The 22,709-nt window shown below is 70.2% G+C and carries 19 protein-coding genes; 13 read left to right on the forward strand and 6 right to left on the reverse strand.

What is annotated here, in order from left to right; genetic code table 11:
• Positions 1-39: 39 nt before the first annotated feature.
• Entirely contained in the window at positions 40-762 is a 723-nt protein-coding gene (locus AMK10_RS07205) for a hypothetical protein (RefSeq protein WP_073745854.1), read from the reverse strand.
• Entirely contained in the window at positions 762-2,111 is a 1,350-nt protein-coding gene (gene eccE / locus AMK10_RS07210) for a type VII secretion protein EccE (RefSeq protein WP_073746107.1), read from the reverse strand. The genes AMK10_RS07205 and eccE overlap by 1 nt, the downstream gene beginning before the upstream one ends.
• A gap of 225 nt (positions 2,112-2,336) precedes the next feature.
• Here eccE and eccB point away from each other — a divergent pair, with 225 nt between their 5' ends.
• From eccB to AMK10_RS07230, 4 genes are all read left to right on the forward strand, one after another.
• Positions 2,337-3,881 (forward strand): type VII secretion protein EccB, encoded by a 1,545-nt coding sequence (gene eccB / locus AMK10_RS07215; RefSeq protein ID WP_073745856.1) that lies wholly within the window; start codon positions 2,337-2,339, stop codon positions 3,879-3,881.
• Between the two features lie 46 nt (positions 3,882-3,927).
• Entirely contained in the window at positions 3,928-5,157 is a 1,230-nt protein-coding gene (gene mycP, locus AMK10_RS07220) for a type VII secretion-associated serine protease mycosin (RefSeq protein ID WP_073745858.1), read from the forward strand.
• Between the two features lie 226 nt (positions 5,158-5,383).
• Positions 5,384-5,734, forward strand: coding sequence for a hypothetical protein (locus AMK10_RS07225; protein WP_073745860.1), 351 nt, complete (start codon positions 5,384-5,386; stop codon positions 5,732-5,734).
• Between the two features lie 51 nt (positions 5,735-5,785).
• Positions 5,786-6,094: a WXG100 family type VII secretion target gene (locus tag AMK10_RS07230; RefSeq protein ID WP_073745862.1), complete on the forward strand. Its 309-nt coding sequence runs from the start codon at positions 5,786-5,788 to the stop codon at positions 6,092-6,094.
• A gap of 129 nt (positions 6,095-6,223) precedes the next feature.
• Here the strand turns inward: AMK10_RS07230 and AMK10_RS07235 are convergent, their stop codons facing one another.
• On the reverse strand, positions 6,224-6,457 hold the full coding sequence (locus tag AMK10_RS07235) for a DUF397 domain-containing protein (protein ID WP_073745864.1): 234 nt from the start codon (positions 6,455-6,457) through the stop codon (positions 6,224-6,226).
• A gap of 111 nt (positions 6,458-6,568) precedes the next feature.
• Positions 6,569-10,525, reverse strand: a complete 3,957-nt coding sequence (gene eccCa / locus AMK10_RS07240; RefSeq protein ID WP_073745866.1) for a type VII secretion protein EccCa — start codon at positions 10,523-10,525, stop codon at positions 6,569-6,571.
• Between the two features lie 183 nt (positions 10,526-10,708).
• On the opposite strand from eccCa, the gene eccD reads away from it, so the two are divergent.
• The 6 genes from eccD (at position 10,709) to AMK10_RS07270 (ending at position 17,763) form a co-directional block, all read left to right on the forward strand.
• Positions 10,709-12,190, forward strand: a complete 1,482-nt coding sequence (gene eccD / locus AMK10_RS07245) for a type VII secretion integral membrane protein EccD (protein ID WP_073745868.1) — start codon at positions 10,709-10,711, stop codon at positions 12,188-12,190.
• 176 nt (positions 12,191-12,366) lie between these two features.
• The gene (gene rpsO / locus AMK10_RS07250) at positions 12,367-12,657 is read left to right on the forward strand and encodes a 30S ribosomal protein S15 (RefSeq protein ID WP_003965855.1); all 291 of its coding nucleotides are present in this window, start codon (positions 12,367-12,369) and stop codon (positions 12,655-12,657) included.
• 272 nt (positions 12,658-12,929) lie between these two features.
• Complete coding sequence (locus AMK10_RS07255) at positions 12,930-15,143, forward strand: polyribonucleotide nucleotidyltransferase (protein ID WP_073745870.1); 2,214 nt, start codon at positions 12,930-12,932, stop codon at positions 15,141-15,143.
• Positions 15,140-16,519, forward strand: a complete 1,380-nt coding sequence (locus AMK10_RS07260; RefSeq protein ID WP_073745872.1) for a M16 family metallopeptidase — start codon at positions 15,140-15,142, stop codon at positions 16,517-16,519. The genes AMK10_RS07255 and AMK10_RS07260 overlap by 4 nt, the downstream gene beginning before the upstream one ends.
• Before the next feature lie 24 nt (positions 16,520-16,543).
• Positions 16,544-17,296: a 4-hydroxy-tetrahydrodipicolinate reductase gene (dapB, locus tag AMK10_RS07265; protein WP_073745874.1), complete on the forward strand. Its 753-nt coding sequence runs from the start codon at positions 16,544-16,546 to the stop codon at positions 17,294-17,296.
• A gap of 14 nt (positions 17,297-17,310) precedes the next feature.
• Positions 17,311-17,763: a tetratricopeptide repeat protein gene (locus AMK10_RS07270; RefSeq protein ID WP_073745876.1), complete on the forward strand. Its 453-nt coding sequence runs from the start codon at positions 17,311-17,313 to the stop codon at positions 17,761-17,763.
• 45 nt (positions 17,764-17,808) lie between these two features.
• Here the strand turns inward: AMK10_RS07270 and AMK10_RS07275 are convergent, their stop codons facing one another.
• A complete protein-coding gene (locus AMK10_RS07275; protein ID WP_073745878.1) occupies positions 17,809-18,360 on the reverse strand; it encodes a hypothetical protein in 552 nt (183 codons plus the stop codon).
• Between the two features lie 93 nt (positions 18,361-18,453).
• On the reverse strand, positions 18,454-18,693 hold the full coding sequence (locus AMK10_RS07280) for a hypothetical protein (RefSeq protein WP_073745880.1): 240 nt from the start codon (positions 18,691-18,693) through the stop codon (positions 18,454-18,456).
• A gap of 188 nt (positions 18,694-18,881) precedes the next feature.
• On the opposite strand from AMK10_RS07280, the gene thyX reads away from it, so the two are divergent.
• The 3 genes from thyX to AMK10_RS07295 all read left to right on the forward strand — a co-directional run bounded on the left by thyX (position 18,882) and on the right by AMK10_RS07295 (position 22,487).
• On the forward strand, positions 18,882-19,619 hold the full coding sequence (thyX, locus tag AMK10_RS07285) for an FAD-dependent thymidylate synthase (protein ID WP_073745883.1): 738 nt from the start codon (positions 18,882-18,884) through the stop codon (positions 19,617-19,619).
• Between the two features lie 152 nt (positions 19,620-19,771).
• Positions 19,772-20,671 carry a 4-hydroxy-tetrahydrodipicolinate synthase gene (gene dapA / locus AMK10_RS07290; RefSeq protein WP_073745885.1) on the forward strand — a complete coding sequence of 300 codons (900 nt, stop codon included), beginning with the start codon at positions 19,772-19,774 and terminating at the stop codon, positions 20,669-20,671.
• 130 nt (positions 20,672-20,801) lie between these two features.
• Positions 20,802-22,487: a ribonuclease J gene (locus AMK10_RS07295; RefSeq protein ID WP_073745887.1), complete on the forward strand. Its 1,686-nt coding sequence runs from the start codon at positions 20,802-20,804 to the stop codon at positions 22,485-22,487.
• The last annotated feature ends 222 nt before the right edge of the window (positions 22,488-22,709 follow it).

Here is a 22,709-nt window from a genome sequence, read left to right on the forward strand (position 1 = left end):
CGTTCTCCACCCACCGGTCCCCGCGCCGTACGGACCCGCTCAGTCCATCCGGCGCGCACTGCCCAGCAGTCCGGACTCGGCGTCCGTCGCCTGGGTCATCACGAACTGCCGGTCCCGGTCCGTGCACCAAAGGGTGACCCCGTCGGCCAGGGTGGACAGCGCCTGCGTCTCACCGGCCGGCAGATTCATGATCCGGCCGATCTGCGCGGCCTCGTCCGGAGACACCCGCTGCACGCCGACGAGCGCGGACTTCTCCATCAGCCGGGGCGCCACCGGGCTCAGATAGGGCAGCAGGGTGACCACGGACTGCCAGGGGCCTGCCACCACCCGCCCGCGCGGCGGGCGCATCCCGCAGTCCCGGATCACGACCACCGGGGAGCCGGCCGACGCGCCCTGCGGCGGCACCCGCCCCACATCGTGCAGCGAGATGCACGGCTGGCCGCCGCCCGCCGCCTGTGCGAGAGCCGTCCAGGCCTGCGCGCGCCCGGTCTCCACCGCGATCCGCGCGCCCGTCGCCGCCGCCCGCAGCGCCAGCACCTGCGCGGTCCACAGCCCGCCGATCAGCGTGATCTCGTACGGGGTCGGCCGGTTGATGCCCAGCACCGCCGGACGGCCCTCCGCGTCCACGCCGATCACCGTGCCGTCGTCCCCGACGGGCACGGCCAGCGAGGCCAGTTCGTCGAAGGACACCGTGTGCCGGCCGCGGCGCGGGCCGATCAGACCGAAGCCCAGCCGGGACCGGGCGCTCGTGGTGGCGGACATCAGCGGGTACCCCCGAGCGGCAGCGTGGCGAGCACACCGGGCAGCTGCTCGCGGTCCAGCCGGACCAGCGAGGCCTTCACACCCCGTGCGGTGCGCTCCAGTTCATGACGGGCCGCGAGGAGCTCCTCGTCGCTGCGCCCGGTGATACGGACATGCCCTGTGACCGACACCGCGGAGCGGTCGCCGTGGCCCAGGGTCAGGCTGAAGGTCGTCGCCAGCGCCGGGATCGACGTGAGCAGCGCGATCAGCTGCGGCATGGAGGCGCCGCCCCCGCCGAGGTGCGGCCAGCGGCTCACCCAGTAGCTGGTGTGCCACCGGTCGTCGCACCGCCAGGTGCGCGAGGTCTCCTCCGTGCGGCGGCCCGGCGTCTCCGACCGGCTGGCCTGCGCCATGGCCAGCGGGCTGACGCACGCCGACGTCGCGATGGCCGAGGTCAGTTCCTGCTCCGTCAGCACGGTCGCCCGGAACCCGGCACCCGTCAGCCGGCTCGCCAGCTGGTCGGCCGCGCGTACCGCGCACTTCTGCGCACCGGTGATCCCGCCGCCGCGCGCCTCCACGGCCTCCGGGCAGAGCTCCGGGTCCAGCTTCAGCGCGATCCAGGTGATCCGCAGCGCCGGCGAGCCCGTCTGCGCCTGCAGCGGGCCGTAGTTGCGCGCGGCCACCGACTGCGGCGGGAGGTGGGGGGCCGGAGCGGGCTGGGTGTGCTGCACGATCTGCGCCGACTCCAGCCGGATCCCGTCGACCTCCAGGACCTCCCGCACGAGGGCCAGCGGCAGCGGCCGTGCCGAACGGTCCGGCCGCAGCGCCGTGGCGTCCGACTCGACCTGGACGACGGCCGAGAGATACGTACCGTCGCCGATCATCCCGACCGGACGCCGGTCGCGGTCGCTGAACGAGTAGGTGCGCAGGGCGGGTTCGCACTCCACCGCGGGGGCGAGCCCCGGCTCCGTGCCCACCGGGACCGTCAGCGTGGCCGCCCGGCGCGTACGGGCGCGCAGCGCGAACACCGTGCCCAGCCACTCCGGCAGCGAACGGCGGTGGCGGCGGACCACGGCGAGCAGCACCAGGACGGCCGCGACGGCGCCCGCGGGCACCATGAGCAGCGGCTCGATCACCCAGGCCGCCAGGAGCAGCGCGGCCGCGATTTCGATCAGTACGAGTTGTTGCAATCGGAACGAACCGATCTGTCCGGCACGTCCGTTCAGCCGCGGGGCCGCAGCGCCGCCGGGGCCCTGGGGGCCGCTCGGAGACGTACGGGAACCACGGCGGGAAGCCCCGGGGCGGCCCGTTCCGGGACCCCCGGAAGGCTGTGTGTTCCCGGCCGGACGTGTCCGCGTCGCGGAAGCCATCATTCCGGCATTCCCCCGTTCATAAGGCCCCAACTCAACCCGATCGCCCCGCTCCCGCCGGGGCTTCGGCGGCTGGATCACCCTACCCGCCCCACCGGCGCGCGGGATCAGCAGGCATAGTAGGGGGCCGGTCCGGCACCAGGTCCGGCAGCCGGGTCCGGCACAGGGGGCGGGGATGCGTACGCTCCTGGGCCGCGCGGGGAGACACGGGAGACAGACACACTCATGGCATCACGGCGGGACGAGCTCAACGCGTACACCTTTGCGAAGAAGCGCACGGTGGCCGCATTCCTCCAACCCTCGCCCACGGGTACCGAGGAGGGCGCCCCGCGCCCGCTGCGTGCGGTCGTCCCGAGCCTGATCGTCGGCGCGCTCATCATGGCCGGGTTCGGCGCCTGGGGGATGTTCAAGCCCACCGCGCCGAAGGACTGGGACAAGCCCGGCACCAAGGTGATCGTCGGCAAGAAGTCCACCACCCGCTACGTCGTCCTGGAGACGGGCGAGGGCAAGCAGAAGAAGACCCTGCTCCACCCCGTGCTCAACCTCGCGTCCGCCCGGCTGCTCCTCACCCCGCAGCAGTTCGACGTCATCCAGGTCGGGGACGACATCCTGGACGCGGGCAAGCCCCCGCGCGGACCGATCCTCGGCATCCCGTACGCCCCCGACCGGCTGCCCGAGGCCAAGGACGCGGGCACCGCCAAGCGGTGGGCGGTCTGCGAACAGCCCGGCGGCAAGGGCAACACCGTGCAGAAGGCGGCCTTCGTCCTCGCGGAGCGGGACGTCGCGCTGACCGAGGGCGCCGGCCGGCTCGACGGCGGACAGGTGCTCTACGTCCAGGGCCAGGACCAGGTCCGCTACCTCGTCGACGCGAGCGGTACGAAGTACCGCATCGACGAGAAGGCCACCGACAACGGCCACCTGACCAACGCGCTCGTCGGCAGCAGGCAGCCGCAGGCCGTCACCGACGACTGGCTCGCCACCCTGCACGAGGGCAGCCCGCTCGTCTTCCCGCAGATCCCCGGCACGGTCGGCGCGCCCGCGCACATCCAGGGCCAGCTCTCCGCCGAGGAGAACAAGGTCGGCATGGTCCTGCGGACCCGGACCGGCGAGGGCACGACGCATTACGTCGTCCTCGACGGCAAGGTCCAGCCGGTCTCCGAATTCACCGCCTGGCTGCTGATCAACTCCCCGCAGACCGCGCCCCTGAACCTCGACAGCGAGGCCCGCGCCGTCGGGCTCCAGGACTTCGTGCCGGACGCGACGACCTTCGAGGGCCAGGCCGCCCACTGGCCGGCCCACAAGGCCGAGCAGATCAACTCGGCGGGTGGGGACGGCAGTCGGGACACCATCTGCAGCGTGCTGCGCAAGGTCGACGACAAGGGCCGTACGACGCTGAGCACCTGGGCGGGCACCGCCTACCCCGCCGCCATCAACGCCGGCGGCACCAGCACCTACGTCACCCCCGGCAGCGGACTCCTCTACACCCAGGTCCGGGGCGAGCAGACCAGGCCCGACGGCTCACTCTTCCTGGTGACCGACACGGGACTGCGGTACGCGGTCCAGGCGAACGGCGACAGTGACGCCGAGCGCTCCGACATCGGCACCGGCGACCAGCAGACCCAGGACGGCAGGCCGGAGGCCAGCCAGGCACAGATCCGGCTGGGCTACGAGAAGGTCACCCCCTCGCTGGTACCGATCGCCTGGTCCGAATTCCTGTCCAAGGGCCCCAGGCTCGACACCAACAGCGCACGTCAGCCCCAGGGCTCGTAGCCGCACCGGCATCGTCACGCACGCGGGACCCGGGGGAGAGGAACAGATGTTGCACCGGAAGACGGCCGTACTGACGGCGGCCACCGCCGCACTGGCCGCACTGGTGGCGCCGAACACGGCGTACGCCACTCAGGGGCCGCCGGACGGGACGGGACCGGTCCTGGACGGCAGCGGCGAGTGCACCTTCCCGATGAAGAAGCAGTTCGAGGGCAGGCCCTGGTCGCTCCAGCGCGTCCTGCTCGACGAACTGTGGCAGGACACCAAGGGCAAGGGCGTACGGGTCGCGGTCATCGACACCGGAGTGGACGACGCCAACCCGCAGCTCAGGGAGGCGGTCGACACCTCCGCCGGGCGCAACCTCCTCAAGGGCGGCAGCGCCGACGGCACCACGGACGAGGTCGGCCACGGCACCAAGGTCGCGGGCATCATCGCCGCCCGCCCCCGCAAGGGCACCGGATTCGTCGGGCTCGCCCCCGAGGCCACGATCATCCCGATCCGGCAGAACGACGAGAAGAACAGCGGCAAGGACACCACGATGGCCACCGCGATCGACCACGCGATCGCCAAGGGCGCCCAGGTCATCAACATCTCCCAGGACACCACCAAGCCGCTGTCCGAGGACTCCGCGCTGGGCAGGGCCGTCGCCAGGGCACTCGCCAAGGACGTCGTCGTCGTCGCCTCCGCGGGCAACGACGGCATGGACGGCAAGCCGAAGCAGACCTATCCGGCGGCCTTCCCCGGGGTACTCGCCGTCGCCTCGTCCGACCGCAACAACGAACGCGCGCCCTTCTCCCAGGCCGGTGACTTCGTCGGCGTCGCGGCCCCGGGAGTCGACATCGTGTCCACGGTCCCGGGCAACGGCCAGTGCACCGACAACGGCACCAGCTTCTCGGCGCCCTACGTCGCGGGGGTCGCCGCCCTCCTGGTCGCGAAGTACCCGGACTGGAGCGCCGCCGAGATCGTCGCCCGGATCGAGCAGACCGCCGAACGCTCCATCAGGGGCCACGACGCCTTCGTCGGCTGGGGCGTCGTCGATCCCGTACGGGCGCTGGCCGGCGGCAAGGACGACACCCCGCTCGCGTCCCCGCGCCCGGACCCCGCACCCGCCAAGGCCCCCGCGCCCCGGCCGGCGTACCTCGCGATGTCCGAGACCTCGCAGGAGCGCAGCGAGCGCTACGCGACCTACGCGCTGGCGCTGGCGGCCGTCCTGGTCTGCGTCGTCGCCGGAACGGCCACGGTCGTCCGTGATGTCCGACGACGACGCGGTTTGCGCTGAGAGGGCGTCCAGTGAAGTAGATCTCTCACCGTAAAGCGCAGTTGGGGAGAGATGCCGATGTGGCTAGGGTGGTAGCAGACTTCACGTGTGTGACGGGGGAACGAGAAGTGGCAAAGTCCGATTCCGGTGTGTGTGGACACCGCCGGAGGCTTCCGGGACCCCGTGCAGCAACAAGCCTGTCCGCGGCCCGCGGACAGGCCCGGGAACTGAGAGATAGGACCTCCGGATGAGCAACACCGGTTCCGGTTTCGGGCTTGGCGACGATCCGATCGTCCAGGCCAAGAACAAGATCATCGAGACGTCCCAGGCGGTGTCCAAGCAGTCCCGCGAGCTGGCCGACATCCTGGCGACGGTCAGTGCGGGATGGACCGGTGTCGGTGCCGGGGGATTCACATCCGCACAGATCGTGATCAACGAGGACCACGACGACATCCGCCGGCTGCTGGGCGTCCTCCTCAACGGTGTGAGCCAGACGAAGAACCTCAGCAACGCCAACGACGACGAGGTCCGCGCGGCCTTCAACGCCGTGAAGGAGTCCGCCTCCTCGGGCAACACCTCCGGGCTCAACAACCTCTGAGCCGGCTCGCAGCACCCCGTTCGTACACGCTGAAAACCGAGGAGCAGACAGATGTCCGGAGCAGATCCGAACACCAAGGTCAGGTACGAGAGCGTCCAGGAGATGGCGAACCGCATCCGCACGGTGTCGCGCAACATCATCAAGGACCTCGAGGAGATGGACGCGGCCCTGAAGGTCGTCACGGACACCTGGGACGGTGACGCCCACGCCGGGTACGTCAGCCTCCAGAAGCAGTACAAGGGCAAGGCCGACCACATGAAGGACCGGCTGGAGCACGTCGCCAAGATCATCGAGAACGGCAAGGACAGCTACCGTTCCACCGACGTCAAGGCCTCGCGTCTGTTCACCGAGGCGTACTGACCTCGCGGCGCCGGGTCCCCCGGTGCCGGTCACGCACGGAAGAGGGGCACGCCCACCGGGCCGTGCCCCTCTTCCGCGTCCCGCGCGAGTCGGTCCGTCCCCGGCCGGTTCGGCGTCCGGCCGGTGACGCTACTTCAGGTCGAACTCGCCGTCCCGCGCGCCCAGTACGAAGGCGCGCCACTCGGCCTCCGTGTAGCGCAGCACGGTGTCCGGGTCCAAGGAGGACCGCATCGCCACGGCACCGCCCGGCAGATGCGCGATCTCGACCCGCTCCTCCGCCTCCTCCGTGCCGGGGGCGCTCAGCCACTCCGCCCCCGAGATGTCGAGTGCGTACAGCTCGTCCTTCTCCTGCTGCGTGCCCATCAGACGCCTTTCCGTGTGACGCGTCGATCCCTGTGTGATCCGCGCCGATTATCCCCGGACCGCCGTACCCGGGGGGCGGGAACGGCGATCGTCGTGCACGGGGGCGTGCCTTCAGTGCTGCTCGGGGAGCCGCCCCGTCTGCACCAGCGGGGTCCCGCGCCTGCGCGACGCGAAGTACCCGCGCCCCTGCGGCATCGTGTGACCGCGTACCGAGCCGATCAGGTCGCCCTCGGAGGGATCGCCGGACAGCACCACACCCTGCGCACCCAGCTCCTTGATGCGCTGCATGAAGCCCTCGTACATCGCACGCGAGGCACCGGCGGAGTTCCGCGCGATGATGAACCGGACCCCGGTGTCCCGGGCGAACGGCAGGTACTCCGCGAGCGGTGCCAGCGGGTTGCCCGCGTTGGTCGCCACCAGGTCGTAGTCGTCGACGATGATGAAGATCTGCGGCCCGGACCACCAGCTGCGGTCCCGCAGCTGCTGCGGAGTGACATCGGTCGGAGGCTGCCGGCGCGCGAACACCCCGGCCAGCGCCTCCATGTGCATCTGCATGGCGCTCGCCATCGGCGCGTACTCCAGCAGATGCTCCTCGGGAAGCGCACCCAGCAGAGCGCGGCGGTAGTCGCCGACGACGATCTTCGCCTCGTCGGGGGAGTAGCGCTCCCCGATCTGCTTGGCGATCAGCCGCAGCAGATTCGTCTTCCCGGACTCGCTCTCACCGAAGATCAGGAAGAACGGATCGGTCTCGAAGTCGACGAACACCGGTTCCAGCGAGGTCTCGTCGATACCGATCGCGATGCCCCGCTCGGGGAACTCGAAGCCCTTGGGCAGCTGGTCCGCCGGAAGCTTGCGCGGCAGCAGCCGCACGGCCGGCGCCACCGGGCCCGCCCAGTTCGACCGCACCGCCGCGACGAACGCCGCGGTGCCGTCGGAGAGGTCCGCGCCGCTGCTGACGGAGTCGACGCGCGGCAGGGCGCCCATGAAGTGGAGCTTCTGCGGGACCTGACCGCGGCCGGGCACCCCCGCCGGGACGTTCGCCGCGACCTTGCGGTCGAACTCGGAGTCCATGACGTCACCGAGGCGCAGTTCGAGCCGCCCGAGGATCTGGTCCTTCAGCGCCGCCCGGACCTCCATGTAGCGCGCCGCCGTGATCACGACGTGCACGCCGTATCCGAGACCGCGCGCGGCGATCTCCGTGACGACCTGCTCCAGCCCCTCGTACTCGCCGCGGAAGCCGCCCCAGCCGTCGATGACCAGGAACACGTCCCCCCACGCCTCGCCGGGCAGCTCGCCCTGCGCGCGCTTGCGGCGGTAGGTGGCGATGGAGTCGATGGAGTGCGCGCGGAAGAACTCCTCGCGCCGGTTGAGGACACCCCCGACCTCGGCGACCGTCCGCCGCACCCGCTCGGGGTCGAGACGCGAGGCCATCCCGCCGACGTGCGGCAGGTCCGCCAGCGAGACGAGACCGCCACCGCCGAAGTCCAGTCCGTAGAACTGCACCTCGTGCGGGGTGTGGGTGAGGGCGAACGAGGAGATCAGCGTCCGGACCAGGGTCGACTTGCCGGACTGGGGACCACCCACGACCAGCATGTGCCCGGCCGCACCCGAGAAGTCCCGGTACAGCACCTCGCGCCGCTGCTCGAAGGGCTTGTCGATCAGGCCGAGCGGCACCGTGAGACCACCGGGCCTGGTGTACTCCGTCGCCGTGAACCCCCGGTCCGCGGTCGGTGCGAGCCCCGGCAGCAGCTGGTCCAGCGTCGGCGCCTGGTCCAGCGGCGGCAGCCACACCTGGTGGGCGGGCACGCCCTGCCCCTCCAGGCGCCGCACGATCACATCGAGCACCGTGTCGGCGAGCGCGTCGTCGTCGGCCGCGGCCCGGGCCGCGAGATGCGCGGGATCGGGCGCCGCGTACACCACCGGCACCGGAGCGGCGCTGAACACCGCGGGCCGCCGCTCGATCGGCAGCCGGCCCACCGACAGATCGGGGCCGCCCGTGCGGTAGGTCCCCGAGACGTACGCCGCCTTGAAGCGGGTCATCTCGTCCGTACCGAACTTCAGATAGCCGGAACCCGGCACCGACGGCAGGTGGTACGCGTCCGGCACACCCAGCGCCGTACGCGACTCGGCCGCCGAGAAGGTCCGCAGACCGATCCGGTACGAGAGGTAGGTGTCCAGGCCGCGCAGCTTGCCCTCCTCCAGGCGCTGCGAAGCCAGCAGCAGATGTACACCCAGCGAACGGCCGATACGGCCGATCTGGATGAACATCTCGATGAAGTCCGGCTTGGCGGTGAGGAGTTCGGAGAACTCGTCGATCACCAGCACCAGCGAGGCCAGCGGCTCCAGCGCCGCGCCCGCCGCCCTGGCCTTCTCGTAGTCGTGGATGTTGGCGTAGTTGCCCGCCGAGCGCAGCAGCTCCTGCCTGCGCTGGAGCTCGCCGCGGATCGCGTCGCCCATGCGGTCGACCAGGGTGAGGTCGTCCGCGAGGTTCGTGATGACCGCCGCCACGTGCGGCATGTGCGACATCCCCGCGAACGTCGCGCCGCCCTTGAAGTCGGCGAGCACGAAGTTCAGCGTCTCCGACGAGTGCGTGACCGCGAGCCCGAGCACCAGCGTCCGCAGCAGCTCCGACTTGCCCGAACCCGTCGCCCCGACACACAGCCCGTGCGGGCCCATGCCCTCCTGCGCCGCCTCCTTCAGGTCCAGCATCACCGGCTGGCCGTCCTCGCCGACACCGATCGGCACCCGGAGCCGCTCCGACACCGACCGGGGCCGCCAGGTGCGCGCCACGTCGACCGAGCCCGCGTCCCCGAGATTCAGCAGATCGGTGAAGTCCAGATTGGCCAGCAGCGGTTCGTCGTCGTCGCCCCCGCCCATGCGCAGCGGCGCGAGCTGCCGGGCCAGCGCCTCGGCGGCCTCCGGCGACATCGTGTCCGGCACGCCCTCGTACGCGAGCCCGCCACCGGACTCCAGACGCAGCAGCCCCGGCCGCACCACCACGGACAGACCGCCGCGCAGCTCGTCCAGCTCGCCGGACACCACCTCGACGATCGTCACGCCCTGGAGCCCCTCGGCCGCCGCGAACAGCGAGTCCGGCGGCACCATCCCGCCGTCCAGGACCACCACGACGTGCGGCTGGTCGAGCACGGGCTGGCTCTCCCGGCCGAACCGGGGCCTGCCCTCCAGCCGGCCCGCCAGCAGCGCCTCCAGCTCGCCCAGGTCGTCGCCGAACAGCCGCTTCGTACCGGCCCCGTCGACCTGCCCGGGCACCTGCGCGTGCGGCAGCCACTTCGCCCAGTCCCAGCGCGCCACCGCGTGCGGAGCCGCCACCACGGCGACCACCAGGTCCTCGGGGGAGTGCAGCGTCACCAGCTGCGCCACCAGGGAACGCGCGGTGGACTGCGCGGACTCCGGCCGGCCCGAGACCGTCACGTGGTAGAAGGCCCGCATCGAGACCGCCATCGGCAGCCCGTCCAACGACCCGTGCACCGCCAGGAACTGCTGCATCGCCCCCGCGCACATCGGCTCCAGCTCGTCCACCGGAGCCGTGTCCGGGGCGATCAGCGGGGTCGACAGCTGCTGCGCGCCGAGCCCCAGCCGCACCTGGGCGAAGTCCTTGTCGCCGACGCGCCGCTCCCACACCCGGCTGCCCTCGGCCACCACCGACCACAACTGCTCGGGAGCGGGGTGCAGATAGAGCTGGACATCGCGCTGGGCACGGGCCGTCCGGCGCACCGTCCGCCGCGTCTGGGCGAGGTACTTCAGGTAGTCACGTCGGACATCGCCCATTTGCCCTTGCGTACCGCGACGGTGCCGGACGAGCTGGGCGACCACCATGCCGACGGTCGAGACCAGCATCAGGACACCCATGATCCGCATGAACGGAGGCGCCTGCGGAGAGAAGAAGAAGACCACCGACGAACCCATGCCGAGCACCGGCAGGATCTGCATCAGCATGCCCTCCTGCTGCCCGCGCGGCAGTTCGGGAGGAGCCTCCAAAGTCAACTCGTCAGAGGGCACTTCCGGCGGCAGAGACCGCGGAGGTCGTTTCACGACGATCTGGCTCACCGGAACATCAATCCCTCAATACGGACGGGCGGAAGGCCGGTCGCTCCGCACCGACGCCCCCGTGGCTGCGTTTGCTGCGGACTCGGATCCGCGCGACGGTGATCCTACTTGCAGATCACCTTCCCCCCTCCCGGTAGGGTGGCGCCGCACTGTGCGCAACCGCGAATCAGGGGGACCAGACACGTGAGTACGACCGCAGCGACGGGCTTCTGCCGCGTCACCGTCGTGGCACCCGACAGCCGGATCGACGTCGCCCTCCCGGAAGACATCGCCGTCGCCGACGTCTACCCCGAGATCCTGCGTCTCACGGGCCAGACCCAGGCCGCCGGAGCACCCACCGGCTATCACCTCGTACGCCGTGACGGCACCGTCCTGGACGGCGCCCGCACCCTCTCCGCGCAGCAGGTCCTCGACGGCGAACTCCTCAGCCTGCGCCCGTTCGCACAGTCGCTGCCGCCCGCCGTCTTCGACGACGTCTCGGACGCCGTCGCCTCCGCCGTCACCCGCGACCGCCACCTGTGGAGCGACGAACTCCTGCGCGGCGCCGGTCTGGTGGGCGGCGTACTGCTGCTCGTCCTGATGGGCTTCGTGCTCTGGTTCGCCGACCCCGTACGCCACGACATGCACAGCCTGCCCGGCATCATCGCCGGATCCGCGGGACTCCTGCTGACCGCCTTCGCGGGAGTGCGCGCCCGGGTCTACGCCGACCGCGCGACCGCCGTCGCCCTCGGACTCGGCGCACTGCCCCTCGTCCTCATCGCGGGCTCCGGCATCATCGGCCCCGACGCGGGCCAGGGCCCCGGCCGGCTGCAGTTCCTGCTCGGCTGCGTCGCGGTCCTCCTGGCCTCCGTCGTCCTGGTCGCCCTCACCCCCAGCGGTGACGCGCCCTTCGTGGCGGCGACCTTCCTCGCCACCGTCGGCACCCTCGCCACCTTCGTGGCGATCCTCACCGAGGCCACCGCCACCGAGACCGCCGCGGTCTGCGCCGTCGTAGCCCTCGGCCTCGTCGCCTTCCTGCCCGGCCTCTCGGCCCGCTTCGCCCGGCTGCCCATCGGCTACGCCTCCCCGCGCACCGCCCCTGCCGGGTACGACGACTCCTTCACCGAGCCGGGCTCCACGCCCGAGGCCGACGGCGAGCCCGTCGACGCCGACCGCATCGCGGCCCAGGCCCGCCGCGGCCACGAGATGCTGCTGGGCCTCGTCGGCGGCTGCTCCGCGGTCGTCGTCGGCTCCGCCGCGGTCCTCGGCTTCTCGGACAGCATCTGGGGCCAGGTGCTCGCCCTCGCCGCCGGACTCTCGATGCTCCTGCGCGCCCGCCTCTTCCGCTACACATCCCAGGTCGCCTGTGTGCTGGTCGCCGGGATCGGCGCCGTCGCCCTGCTGGTCCTCGGCCTCTCGCTCAACCCGCCGACCGACCTGCTCTACGACCTGGTGCGCTACGGCGACCGCGGTTCCCTGGACATCCGTACGATCTGGCTCTCCGCGGCCGTCGCCGCGGGCGCCGCCCTGCTCACCGCGATCGGCCTCGTCATCCCCCGTAAGGGACTGTCCCCCTTCTGGGGCAGGCTCCTCGACCTCACGGAGAGCGCCCTGCTGCTCTCCCTGGTCCCGCTCTGCCTCGCCGTGCTCGACGTCTTCGCCCGCGCCAGGGCCATGACCAGCTGACGGCTGTCGGAGCCGCTCCGGGCGGCTGGTACTCTGACTGGTGGCCGTTTGTGTACGCGCCTCCGGGTCTTCCTGGGGGCTGCGCTCATCGGACCTTCGCCTCCGAGTCATGGAAGCTCCCCTGAGATCAAGACCAGGGGCACTCGTGGGCGCATCGAACATCAAGAGGAGTACGCGTGCCGCTCGACGCCGCTACGAAGAAGCAGATCATGTCCGAGTTCGCCCAGAAGGAGGGTGACACCGGATCCCCCGAGGTCCAGGTCGCCATGCTCTCCCGCCGGATCTCGGACCTGACGGAGCACCTCAAGACGCACAAGCACGACCACCACTCCCGTCGGGGTCTGCTGATCCTCGTCGGCCAGCGTCGCCGTCTTCTGCAGTACCTGGCCAAGAAGGACATCCAGCGCTTCCGTGCGCTCGTCGACCGCCTCGGCATCCGCCGCGGTGCGGCCGGCGGCGCCAAGTAAGGACGCTGTGGGAGGGAGCGGCACCCCGGGTTCCAGGGGGCCGCTCCCTTTGCTGTACGTGCGCGACCCGGGTTCCGCTCAGTAACCTGGAGGCACGACAAAAGAACGAGGAGAAGCGCCCCACGGCCGCCGCCGGTCCTCGGTAGTGGCGCCCGGGGCAACGCCCGGGGGCTTCGATCGAAGACCGGCCCGCACACACGGTGCGCTTCTCCGCACCGTCCTCCGCCACACGGGCGGGAGGACGAAAGACGACGAGTATGGAGAAATCACTAGTGGAGAACGAGACCCACTACGCCGAAGCCGTGATCGACAACGGCACCTTCGGCACCCGCACCATCCGCTTCGAGACGGGCCGCCTGGCCAAGCAGGCCGCAGGCTCCGCCGTCGCGTACCTGGACGACGACACCATGGTGCTGTCGGCCACCACCGCTTCCAAGCGGCCCAAGGACCAGCTCGACTTCTTCCCCCTCACGGTGGACGTCGAGGAGCGGCAGTACGCCGCCGGCAAGATCCCCGGCTCCTTCTTCCGCCGTGAGGGCCGGCCCTCCGAGGACGCGATCCTCACCTGCCGCCTGATCGACCGGCCGCTGCGCCCCTCCTTCAAGAAGGGCCTGCGCAACGAGATCCAGATCGTCGAGACGATCATGGCGCTCAACCCCGACCACCTGTACGACGTGGTCGCGATCAACGCCGCCTCCTGCTCCACGCAGCTGGCCGGCCTGCCCTTCTCCGGCCCGATCGGCGGCACCCGTGTCGCGCTGATCAAGGGCCAGTGGGTCGCTTTCCCGACGCACACCGAGCTCGAGGACGCCGTCTTCGACATGGTCGTCGCCGGTCGCGTCCTCGAGGACGGCGACGTCGCGATCATGATGGTCGAGGCCGAGGCCACCGAGAAGACCATCCAGCTCGTCAAGGACGGCGCCGAGGCCCCGACCGAAGAGGTCGTCGCCGCCGGTCTGGAAGCCGCGAAGCCCTTCATCAAGGCGCTCTGCAAGGCCCAGTCCGACCTCGCCGCCAAGGCCGCCAAGCCCACCGGTGAGTTCCCGGTCTTCCTCGACTACCAGGACGACGTCCTGGAGGCCCTCACCAAGGCCGTCAGCACCGAGCTCGCCAAGGCGCTCACCATCGCCGGCAAGCAGGAGCGCGAGGCGGAGCTGGACCGCATCAAGGAGATCGCGGGCGAGAAGCTCCTCCCGGCCTTCGAGGGCCGCGAGAAGGAGATCTCGGGTGCCTACCGCGCGCTGACCAAGAAGCTGGTCCGCGAGCGCGTCATCAAGGACAAGGTCCGCATCGACGGCCGCGGCGTCACGGACATCCGTACGCTCGCCGCCGAGGTCGAGGCCATCCCGCGCGTGCACGGCTCGGCGCTGTTCGAGCGTGGCGAGACCCAGATCCTGGGCGTCACCACCCTCAACATGCTCCGCATGGAGCAGCAGCTGGACACCCTCTCCCCGGTGACCCGCAAGCGCTACATGCACAACTACAACTTCCCGCCGTACTCCGTCGGTGAGACCGGCCGCGTGGGTTCGCCCAAGCGCCGCGAGATCGGCCACGGCGCGCTCGCCGAGCGCGCCATCGTGCCGGTGCTGCCGTCGCGCGAGGAGTTCCCCTACGCGATCCGCCAGGTCTCCGAGGCGCTGGGCTCCAACGGCTCGACGTCCATGGGCTCGGTCTGCGCCTCCACCATGTCCCTGCTGAACGCCGGTGTGCCCCTCAAGGCCGCCGTCGCCGGTATCGCCATGGGCCTGATCTCCCAGGAGATCGACGGCAAGACGCACTACGTCGCCCTCACCGACATCCTCGGTGCGGAGGACGCCTTCGGCGACATGGACTTCAAGGTCGCCGGCACGAAGCAGTTCGTGACCGCGCTGCAGCTCGACACCAAGCTCGACGGCATCCCCGCCTCGGTCCTGGCCGCCGCGCTGAAGCAGGCCCGTGACGCGCGTCTGCACATCCTGGACGTCATGAACGAGGCCATCGACGTCCCGGACGAGATGTCCCCGAACGCCCCGCGGATCATCACCGTCAAGATCCCGGTGGACAAGATCGGTGAGGTCATCGGCCCCAAGGGCAAGATGATCAACCAGATCCAGGAGGACACCGGCGCCGACATCACGATCGAGGACGACGGCACCATCTACATCGGTGCCCAGCAGGGCTCGCAGGCCGAGGCCGCCCGCGCCACGATCAACGCCATCGCCAACCCGACCATGCCGGAGGTCGGCGAGCGCTACCTGGGTACGGTCGTCAAGACCACCACCTTCGGTGCCTTCGTCTCCCTGATGCCCGGCAAGGACGGCCTGCTGCACATCTCGCAGATCCGCAAGCTCGCCGGTGGCAAGCGCGTGGAGAACGTCGAGGACGTGCTCGGCGTCGGCGCCAAGGTCCAGGTCGAGATCGCGGAGATCGACTCCCGCGGCAAGCTCTCCCTCATCCCCGTCATCGAGGGTGAAGAGGACGAGAAGAAGGACGACACCGACAAGTGACGTCCCGTAGTTCCGTGACGACGGCCCGCCCCTCCTCGGAGGGGCGGGCCGTCGCCCGTACCCAAACCCTTCTCAAGGGCAGCAACGGCATCGGCACCGTCCGCCGGACCACTCTTCCCGGCGGCCTCCGCGTCGTCACCGAGACGCTGCCCTCCGTCCGCTCCGCCACCTTCGGCATCTGGGCCAACGTCGGCTCCCGCGACGAGACGCCCTCCCTGAACGGTGCGACGCACTACCTCGAACACCTCCTCTTCAAGGGCACGGCCAAGCGCAGCGCCCTCGACATCTCGTCCGCGATCGACGCGGTCGGCGGCGAGATGAACGCCTTCACGGCGAAGGAGTACACCTGCTACTACGCGCGGGTCCTGGACACCGATCTTCCGCTGGCCATCGACGTCGTCTGCGACATGCTGACCGGCTCCCTGATCGCCCCCGAGGACGTCGACGCCGAGCGCGGTGTCATCCTCGAGGAGATCGCGATGACGGAGGACGACCCGGGCGACTGCGTGCACGACCTGTTCGCGCACACCATGCTCGGCGACACCCCGCTGGGCCGCCCGGTCCTCGGCACCGTCGACACCGTGAACGCGCTGGACCGCGGGCAGATCGCGCGCTTCTACAAGAAGCACTACGACCCCACGCGCCTGGTCGTCGCCGCGGCGGGCAACGTCGACCACGCCACGGTCGTGCGCCAGGTCCGCAGGGCCTTCGAGCGCGCGGGCGCCCTGAGCCGCACCGACGCCGTGCCCACGGCGCCCCGTGCGGGCTCCCGCACCCTGCGCGCGGCCGGCAAGGTCGAGCTGCTGAACCGCAGGACCGAGCAGGCCCACGTCGTCCTCGGCATGCCCGGCCTGGCCAGGACCGACGAGCGCCGCTGGGCCCTCGGCGTCCTGAACACCGCGCTCGGCGGCGGCATGAGCTCGCGCCTCTTCCAGGAGGTACGGGAGAAGCGCGGCCTGGCCTACAGCGTGTACTCGTACACCTCGGGCTTCGCCGACTGCGGGCTCTTCGGTGTGTACGCGGGATGCCGGCCCAGCCAGGTGCACGACGTCCTCAAGATCTGCCGCGGCGAGCTCGACCGTGTCGCGAGCGAGGGCCTCGGCGACGAGGAGATCGGCCGCGCGGTCGGTCAGCTCGCCGGTTCCACCGTCCTCGGCCTGGAGGACACGGGCGCGCTCATGAACCGCATCGGCAAGAGCGAGCTCTGCTGGGGCGAACAGATGTCCGTCGATGACATGCTTGCCAAGATCGCGGCGGTCACCCCCGACGAGGTCCGTGAGGTGGCGGCGGATGTCCTCGGACAGCGGCCCTCGCTCTCGGTCATCGGCCCGCTGAAGGACAAGCAGGCGGACCGCCTCCAGGAAGCGGTCTCCTAACCACCCCGTAAGGAAAGAACACACATGAGCAAGCTGCGCGTGGCCGTTCTCGGCGCCAAGGGACGCATCGGTTCCGAGGCGGTACGAGCCGTGGAGGCCGCCGACGACATGGAGCTGGTGGCCGCGCTCGGCCGCGGCGACTCGCTGGAGACCCTCACGGAGACCGGCGCCCAGGCGGTCGTCGAGCTGACCACGCCCTCGTCGGTGATGGAGAACCTCGACTTCTGCCTGCGGCACGGCATCCACGCGGTCGTCGGCACCACGGGCTGGACCGACGAACGGCTCGCGCAGCTGGACACCTGGCTCTCCGGCTCCCCGGGGACCGGTGTGCTCATCGCGCCGAACTTCTCCATCGGCGCGGTCCTCACGATGAAGTTCGCGGAGCAGGCCGCCCGTTACTTCGAGTCCGTCGAGGTCATCGAACTGCACCACCCGAACAAGGCGGACGCCCCCTCCGGCACGGCCACCCGCACCGCGCAGCTCATCGCCGCGGCGCGCGACAAGGCCGGAGTGGGGCCGCAGCCCGACGCCACCGCCACGGCGCTCGACGGGGCCCGCGGCGCGGACGTCGACGGCGTCCCGGTCCACTCGGTCCGCCTTCGCGGCCTCCTGGCACATCAGGAGGTCCTGCTGGGCGGCGAGGGCGAGACCCTCACCATCCGCCACGACTCGCTGCACCACAGCAGCTTCATGCCGGGCATCCTGCTCGGCACCCGCCGTGTGGTGACCACTCCCGGCCTCACCTTCGGCCTGGAACACTTCCTCGACCTGAACTGACTGGGCCCAACCCCATGCGCGCAAAGCTCACCTACGCCGTCACCGCTGCCGTCCTGGTCTTCTACTTCGTCCTGGCCGGCAGCCGCGGTGTCCTGCTCATCCGGCACGGCACCCTGCTCACCGTCACCTTCGGGGTGGCCGTGCTGATCCTGCCGGTGATCGGTGTCTGGTTCCTCTGGAAGAACACCCAGTTCGTCCGCAGGGCCAACGCCCTGGCCGCGGAACTGGACGCCGAGGGGGGCCTCCCCGTCGACGAGCTGGTGCGCACCCCGTCCGGCCGGATCGACCGCGACTCCGCCGACGCCGTCTTCGCGCGGCGCCGTGAGGAGACCGAGGACAGCCCGGACGACTGGCGCTGCTGGTTCCGGCTGGCGGTCGCCTACCAGGACGCGAGGGACACCCCTCGGGCCCGTAAGGCCATGCAGCGCGCCATCGCCCTGCACACGAACAAGCCGGTACGCGCCTGAGCGGCGCCGTACCGGCTTGTCGTGTGCGGGAAGCGCTCCGGTGGGTCAGCCGGTGCGGTACTCGTCGCCCCAGGCCTCGATCGTGTCGGTCGCCCGCTCGAAGGCCTCGGCGCGGGCCAGGAAGTCCGCGTTGTGGTCGGTGACCAGCGGCGCCAGCGTCTCGCCGCTCCGGCGCACCACGATCAGGGCCTGGCCCTGGACCGTACGCGGGAAACCGAGCCACTTCACCGGCTGCTGGACCGTGCGGACCGCCGCCGCGTCCGGCCATCGCACGGTGGTCGTGAGGAAGAAGCCCACCCGGCGGACGCCGTGGCGGCTCACCCAGGCGCCCACCCGGAGCAGCCGCAGCGCGCAGGCGATGACCACCCCGGAGAGCACGAAACAGACCGTCGCGCCGGACAGCGATCCGGCCACCGAGATGATCACCGCCGCGAGCAGTACGAACGACGAGAGCAGCAGCAGGGTGGCTGCCGCCGCGACCCGCCACGGGCCGGGGCGGTAGGGCCGCCGCCAGCTGTCGTGGTCGTCGAACGGCAGCGCGATGTCCTCCGCGCTCGCGTCGAATGCGCGGTCGGCCGTCAGAAAGGGCAGGGGCACGACTGATCCTCACTCACAAGCACGCTCGATTGCTGTGCCCGGTGAGGCTACCGAGGAGCCCCCCGGCCTACCACCCCAGGGGGCCCGTACGGGTCAGCGGTGCTGGGAGGCCTCGGACGTCTGACTGTGCGCGGGGGCCCGGTCGGTGTCGAGAGCGGGCAGGCCGAGGAGCAGCGATCCGGCGAAGCCGGCGATCAGCGTCAGCCCTACGAGGGAACGGGCGGCCAGCTGCGAGGTGCTGGCCCGCTCGCGGGGAGGGGGAGTGACATTACTGCGGAACCGGTCGGCCTCGGCAACGAACGAGAACGGGACGGATTCACGCCGGCGGAACATGAGGAAACTCTCCTTGAACTCTGTAACGGGTGCTGCTAATGAGTCAGACGTACAGGATGACCGTTCGGTGCCCCGAATCGCCGAACACATGCAAGATTTTCCCGCTGCAGGACGCCTGCCAGGAGCGCTGTCCGGAGGCCCGTAGAGTGGACGCCGCCCGAGCGAAGCAAGTGGAAGGACCCCCGCCGGTGAGCGACACCCCCGAGCCCACGAAGGCTCACTTCCGTAGCGATGTCACCGTTGACCTGGTGAAATCGGCGGCCAGCGACTCGGACGTGCTCTTCGCCGCCCGTGTGTCCACGGCCGGGGAGCAGTCCCTGGAAGAGGTCACGAAGGACCCCGAGCGCTCCAAGGGGCTCATCAATTACCTGATGCGGGACCGGCACGGCAGCCCCTTCGAGCACAACTCGATGACCTTCTTCATCAGTGCCCCGATCTTCGTGTTCCGCGAGTTCATGCGGCACCGCGTGGGCTGGTCGTACAACGAGGAATCGGGCCGCTACAGGGAGCTCGAACCCGTCTTCTACGTCCCGGGGGAGTCCCGCAAGCTCATCCAGCAGGGCCGTCCCGGCAAGTACGAATTCGTCGCGGGAACCCCCGAGCAGCACGAGCTCACCAGCCGCGCCATGGAGGACTCGTACCGCCAGGCCTACGACGCCTACCAGGAGATGCTCGCCGCCGGAGTCGCCCGTGAGGTCGCCCGCGCCGTGCTCCCCGTGGGCCTGTTCTCCACGATGTACGCCACGTGCAACGCGCGGTCGCTGATGCACTTCCTCGGACTGCGCACCCAGCACGAGCTCGCCAAGGTGCCGTCGTTCCCGCAGCGCGAGATCGAAATGGTCGGCGAGCAGATGGAACAGCACTGGCAGACGCTGATGCCGCTCACTCATGCCGCCTTCAACAAAAATGGACGGGTAGCCCCGTAGGCGGTGTCCGTATTGCGGCGTTTCGTGAAGTTCATCTAGGCTGATCAAACGGACCCGGCACTGCTTGAACCCCCGAGCAGGCAGTGCCGGGCTCCTCTTCCTCGTCCCCCCGAGGGGGTACGGCGCTCCGAGCAACGAGTAGCGTGTTACCCATGGCTCCGATCTCCACTCCGCAGACCCCCTTCGGGCGGGTCCTCACCGCTATGGTCACGCCCTTCACGGCTGACGGCGCTCTCGACCTCGACGGCGCCCAGCGGCTCGCCACCCATCTGGTGGACGCAGGCAATGACGGCCTGGTCGTCAACGGCACCACGGGCGAGTCCCCGACCACCAGCGACGCGGAGAAAGACCAGCTCGTACGGGCTGTGCTCGAAGCCGTAGGAGACCGGGCCCACGTCATCGCGGGCGTCGGCACCAACGACACCCGGCACAGCATCGAGCTGGCCCGCACGGCAGAGCGCACCGGCGCACACGGCCTCCTCGCCGTCACGCCGTACTACAACAAGCCGCCGCAGGAGGGCCTGCTGCGCCACTTCGGCGCCATAGCGGACTCCACCGGACTGCCGGTGATGCTCTACGACATTCCCGGCCGCAGCGGTGTGCCGATCGACACAGAGACGCTCGTGCGCCTTGCCGAGCACCCCAGGATCGTCGCCAACAAGGACGCCAAGGGAGATCTGGGCCGCTCCAGCTGGGCCATCGCCCAGTCCGGACTCGCCTGGTACTCCGGCGACGACATGCTCAACCTCCCGCTGCTCTCGGTCGGCGCCGTCGGCTTCGTCTCCGTCGTCGGCCATGTCGTCACCCCGGAGCTGCGCGCCCTCGTCGAGGCGCATCTCGGCGGGGACGTGCAGAAGGCCACCGAGATCCACCAGAAGCTGCTCCCCGTCTTCACCGGGATGTTCCGCACGCAGGGTGTGATCACCACCAAGGCCGCGCTGACCCTCCAGGGCCTGCCCGCCGGACCGCTGCGCCTCCCTCTGGTGGAACTCACCGCCCAGGAGACGGCCCAGCTCAAGATCGATCTGGCCGCCGGCGGGGTAGAGCTCTGACAACGGACTTCACAACTGAATAAGCGGGGCAACTCGCGACGGAAACACCACCTGACAACAGCAAGTGCACGAATGACATGCGCGCCACGTGCCCTCAGCGGTACGTGGCGCGCGTGGTAAGGAGAGTCTTTTGAGTCATCCGCATCCTGAACTCGGTACCCCGCCGAAGCTCCCGAAGGGCGGCCTGCGGGTCACCCCGCTGGGTGGCCTGGGCGAGATCGGCCGCAACATGACGGTCTTCGAGTACGGCGGCCGTCTGCTCATCGTCGACTGCGGTGTGCTCTTCCCCGAGGAGGAGCAGCCCGGCATCGACCTGATCCTGCCGGACTTCACCACGATCCGGGACCGCCTGGACGACGTCGAGGGCATCGTCCTCACGCACGGCCACGAGGACCACATCGGCGGCGTCCCCTACCTGCTCCGCCTGAAGCCGGACATCCCGCTGATCGGCTCCAAGCTGACCCTCGCACTCATCGAGGCCAAGCTCCAGGAGCACCGCATCCGTCCCTACACCCTCGAGGTGGCCGAGGGGCAGCGCGAGCGCATCGGCGTCTTCGACTGCGAGTTCATCGCGGTCAACCACTCCATCCCGGACGCCCTCGCCGTCGCCATCCGCACCCCCGCGGGCATGGCCGTCGCGACCGGTGACTTCAAGATGGACCAGCTCCCGCTGGACGGCCGCCTCACCGACCTGCACGCCTTCGCCAGGCTGAGCGAGGAAGGCATCGACCTCCTTCTCTCCGACTCGACGAACGCGGAGGTCCCGGGATTCGTTCCGCCGGAGCGGGACATCTCCAACGTCCTGCGCACGGTGTTCGCCAACGCCCAGAAGCGCATCATCGTGGCCAGCTTCGCCAGCCACGTCCACCGCATCCAGCAGATCCTGGACGCCGCCCACGAGTACGGCCGCAGGGTCGCCTTCGTCGGACGCTCCATGGTCCGCAACATGGGTATCGCGCGTGACCTGGGTTATCTGAAGGTCCCCGCCGGCCTGGTCGTCGACGTCAAGACGCTCGACGACCTGCCGGACGACGAGGTCGTGCTGGTCTGCACGGGCTCCCAGGGCGAGCCGATGGCGGCCCTCTCCCGCATGGCCAACCGCGACCACCAGATCCGGATCGTCCCGGGCGACACGGTGATCCTGGCCTCGTCGCTGATCCCGGGCAACGAGAACGCGGTCTACCGCGTGATCAACGGTCTGACCCGCTGGGGCGCGAACGTCGTCCACAAGGGCAACGCCAAGGTCCACGTCTCGGGCCACGCCTCGGCGGGCGAGCTGCTGTACTTCTACAACATCTGCAAGCCGAAGAACCTGATGCCGGTGCACGGCGAATGGCGCCACCTCCGGGCCAATGCCGAGCTCGGCGCGCTGACCGGCGTGCCGAAGGACCACATCGTCATCGCGGAGGACGGCGTCGTCGTCGACCTCATCGACGGCAAGGCCAAGATCGTCGGCAAGGTCCAGGCGGGTTACGTGTACGTCGACGGCCTCTCGGTCGGTGACGTCACGGAGACCTCCCTCAAGGACCGCCGCATCCTCGGTGACGAGGGGATCATCTCGGTCTTCATCGTGGTCGACAGCTCCTCCGGCAAGATCGTGGGCGGTCCCCACATCCAGGCACGGGGTTCCGGCATCGACGACGGTGCGTTCACCGCCGTGGTGCCCAAGGTCGAGGACGCCCTCAACAAGTCCGCCCAGGACGGCGTGATGGAGCCGCACCAGCTCCAGCAGCTGGTCCGCCGCACCGTGGGCAAGTGGGTGTCGGACACCTACCGCCGGCGCCCGATGATCCTTCCGGTCGTCGTCGAGGTCTGACGGGACAGGCAGCCGTAGGCCGCCAACCAGGAGCGGAGCGCACCGATTTGCATCGGGGTGCTCCGCTCCAGTACGTTTACGTCTCCGCCTGAACGGGAAGCACCCCGCGCACCTGTGCGCAGGGAGACCCCCGCAGGGGGCGGGAAATCCGACTCAGAACCTCTGATAAAGTCGGGTCCGCCGAAAGGCAAAGGCCACTCCACAGGCCGCCGGAATCAAATT

The sequence above is a fragment of the Streptomyces sp. CB02058 genome (assembly GCF_001905505.1).
Taxonomy (GTDB): domain Bacteria; phylum Actinomycetota; class Actinomycetes; order Streptomycetales; family Streptomycetaceae; genus Streptomyces.

Excerpts from the sequence above, each read along its gene's own strand:
- AMK10_RS07205 (WP_073745854.1), bottom strand. The coding sequence starts at position 762 with ATGTCCGCCACCACGAGCGCCCGGTCCCGGCTGGGCTTCGGTCTGATC.
- eccE (WP_073746107.1), bottom strand. The coding sequence starts at position 2,111 with ATGGCTTCCGCGACGCGGACACGTCCGGCCGGGAACACACAGCCTTCC.
- eccB (WP_073745856.1), top strand. The coding sequence starts at position 2,337 with ATGGCATCACGGCGGGACGAGCTCAACGCGTACACCTTTGCGAAGAAG.
- mycP (WP_073745858.1), top strand. The coding sequence starts at position 3,928 with ATGTTGCACCGGAAGACGGCCGTACTGACGGCGGCCACCGCCGCACTG.
- AMK10_RS07225 (WP_073745860.1), top strand. The coding sequence starts at position 5,384 with ATGAGCAACACCGGTTCCGGTTTCGGGCTTGGCGACGATCCGATCGTC.
- AMK10_RS07230 (WP_073745862.1), top strand. The coding sequence starts at position 5,786 with ATGTCCGGAGCAGATCCGAACACCAAGGTCAGGTACGAGAGCGTCCAG.
- AMK10_RS07235 (WP_073745864.1), bottom strand. The coding sequence starts at position 6,457 with ATGGGCACGCAGCAGGAGAAGGACGAGCTGTACGCACTCGACATCTCG.
- dapB (WP_073745874.1), top strand. The coding sequence starts at position 16,544 with ATGAGCAAGCTGCGCGTGGCCGTTCTCGGCGCCAAGGGACGCATCGGT.
- AMK10_RS07270 (WP_073745876.1), top strand. The coding sequence starts at position 17,311 with ATGCGCGCAAAGCTCACCTACGCCGTCACCGCTGCCGTCCTGGTCTTC.
- AMK10_RS07280 (WP_073745880.1), bottom strand. The coding sequence starts at position 18,693 with ATGTTCCGCCGGCGTGAATCCGTCCCGTTCTCGTTCGTTGCCGAGGCC.
- dapA (WP_073745885.1), top strand. The coding sequence starts at position 19,772 with ATGGCTCCGATCTCCACTCCGCAGACCCCCTTCGGGCGGGTCCTCACC.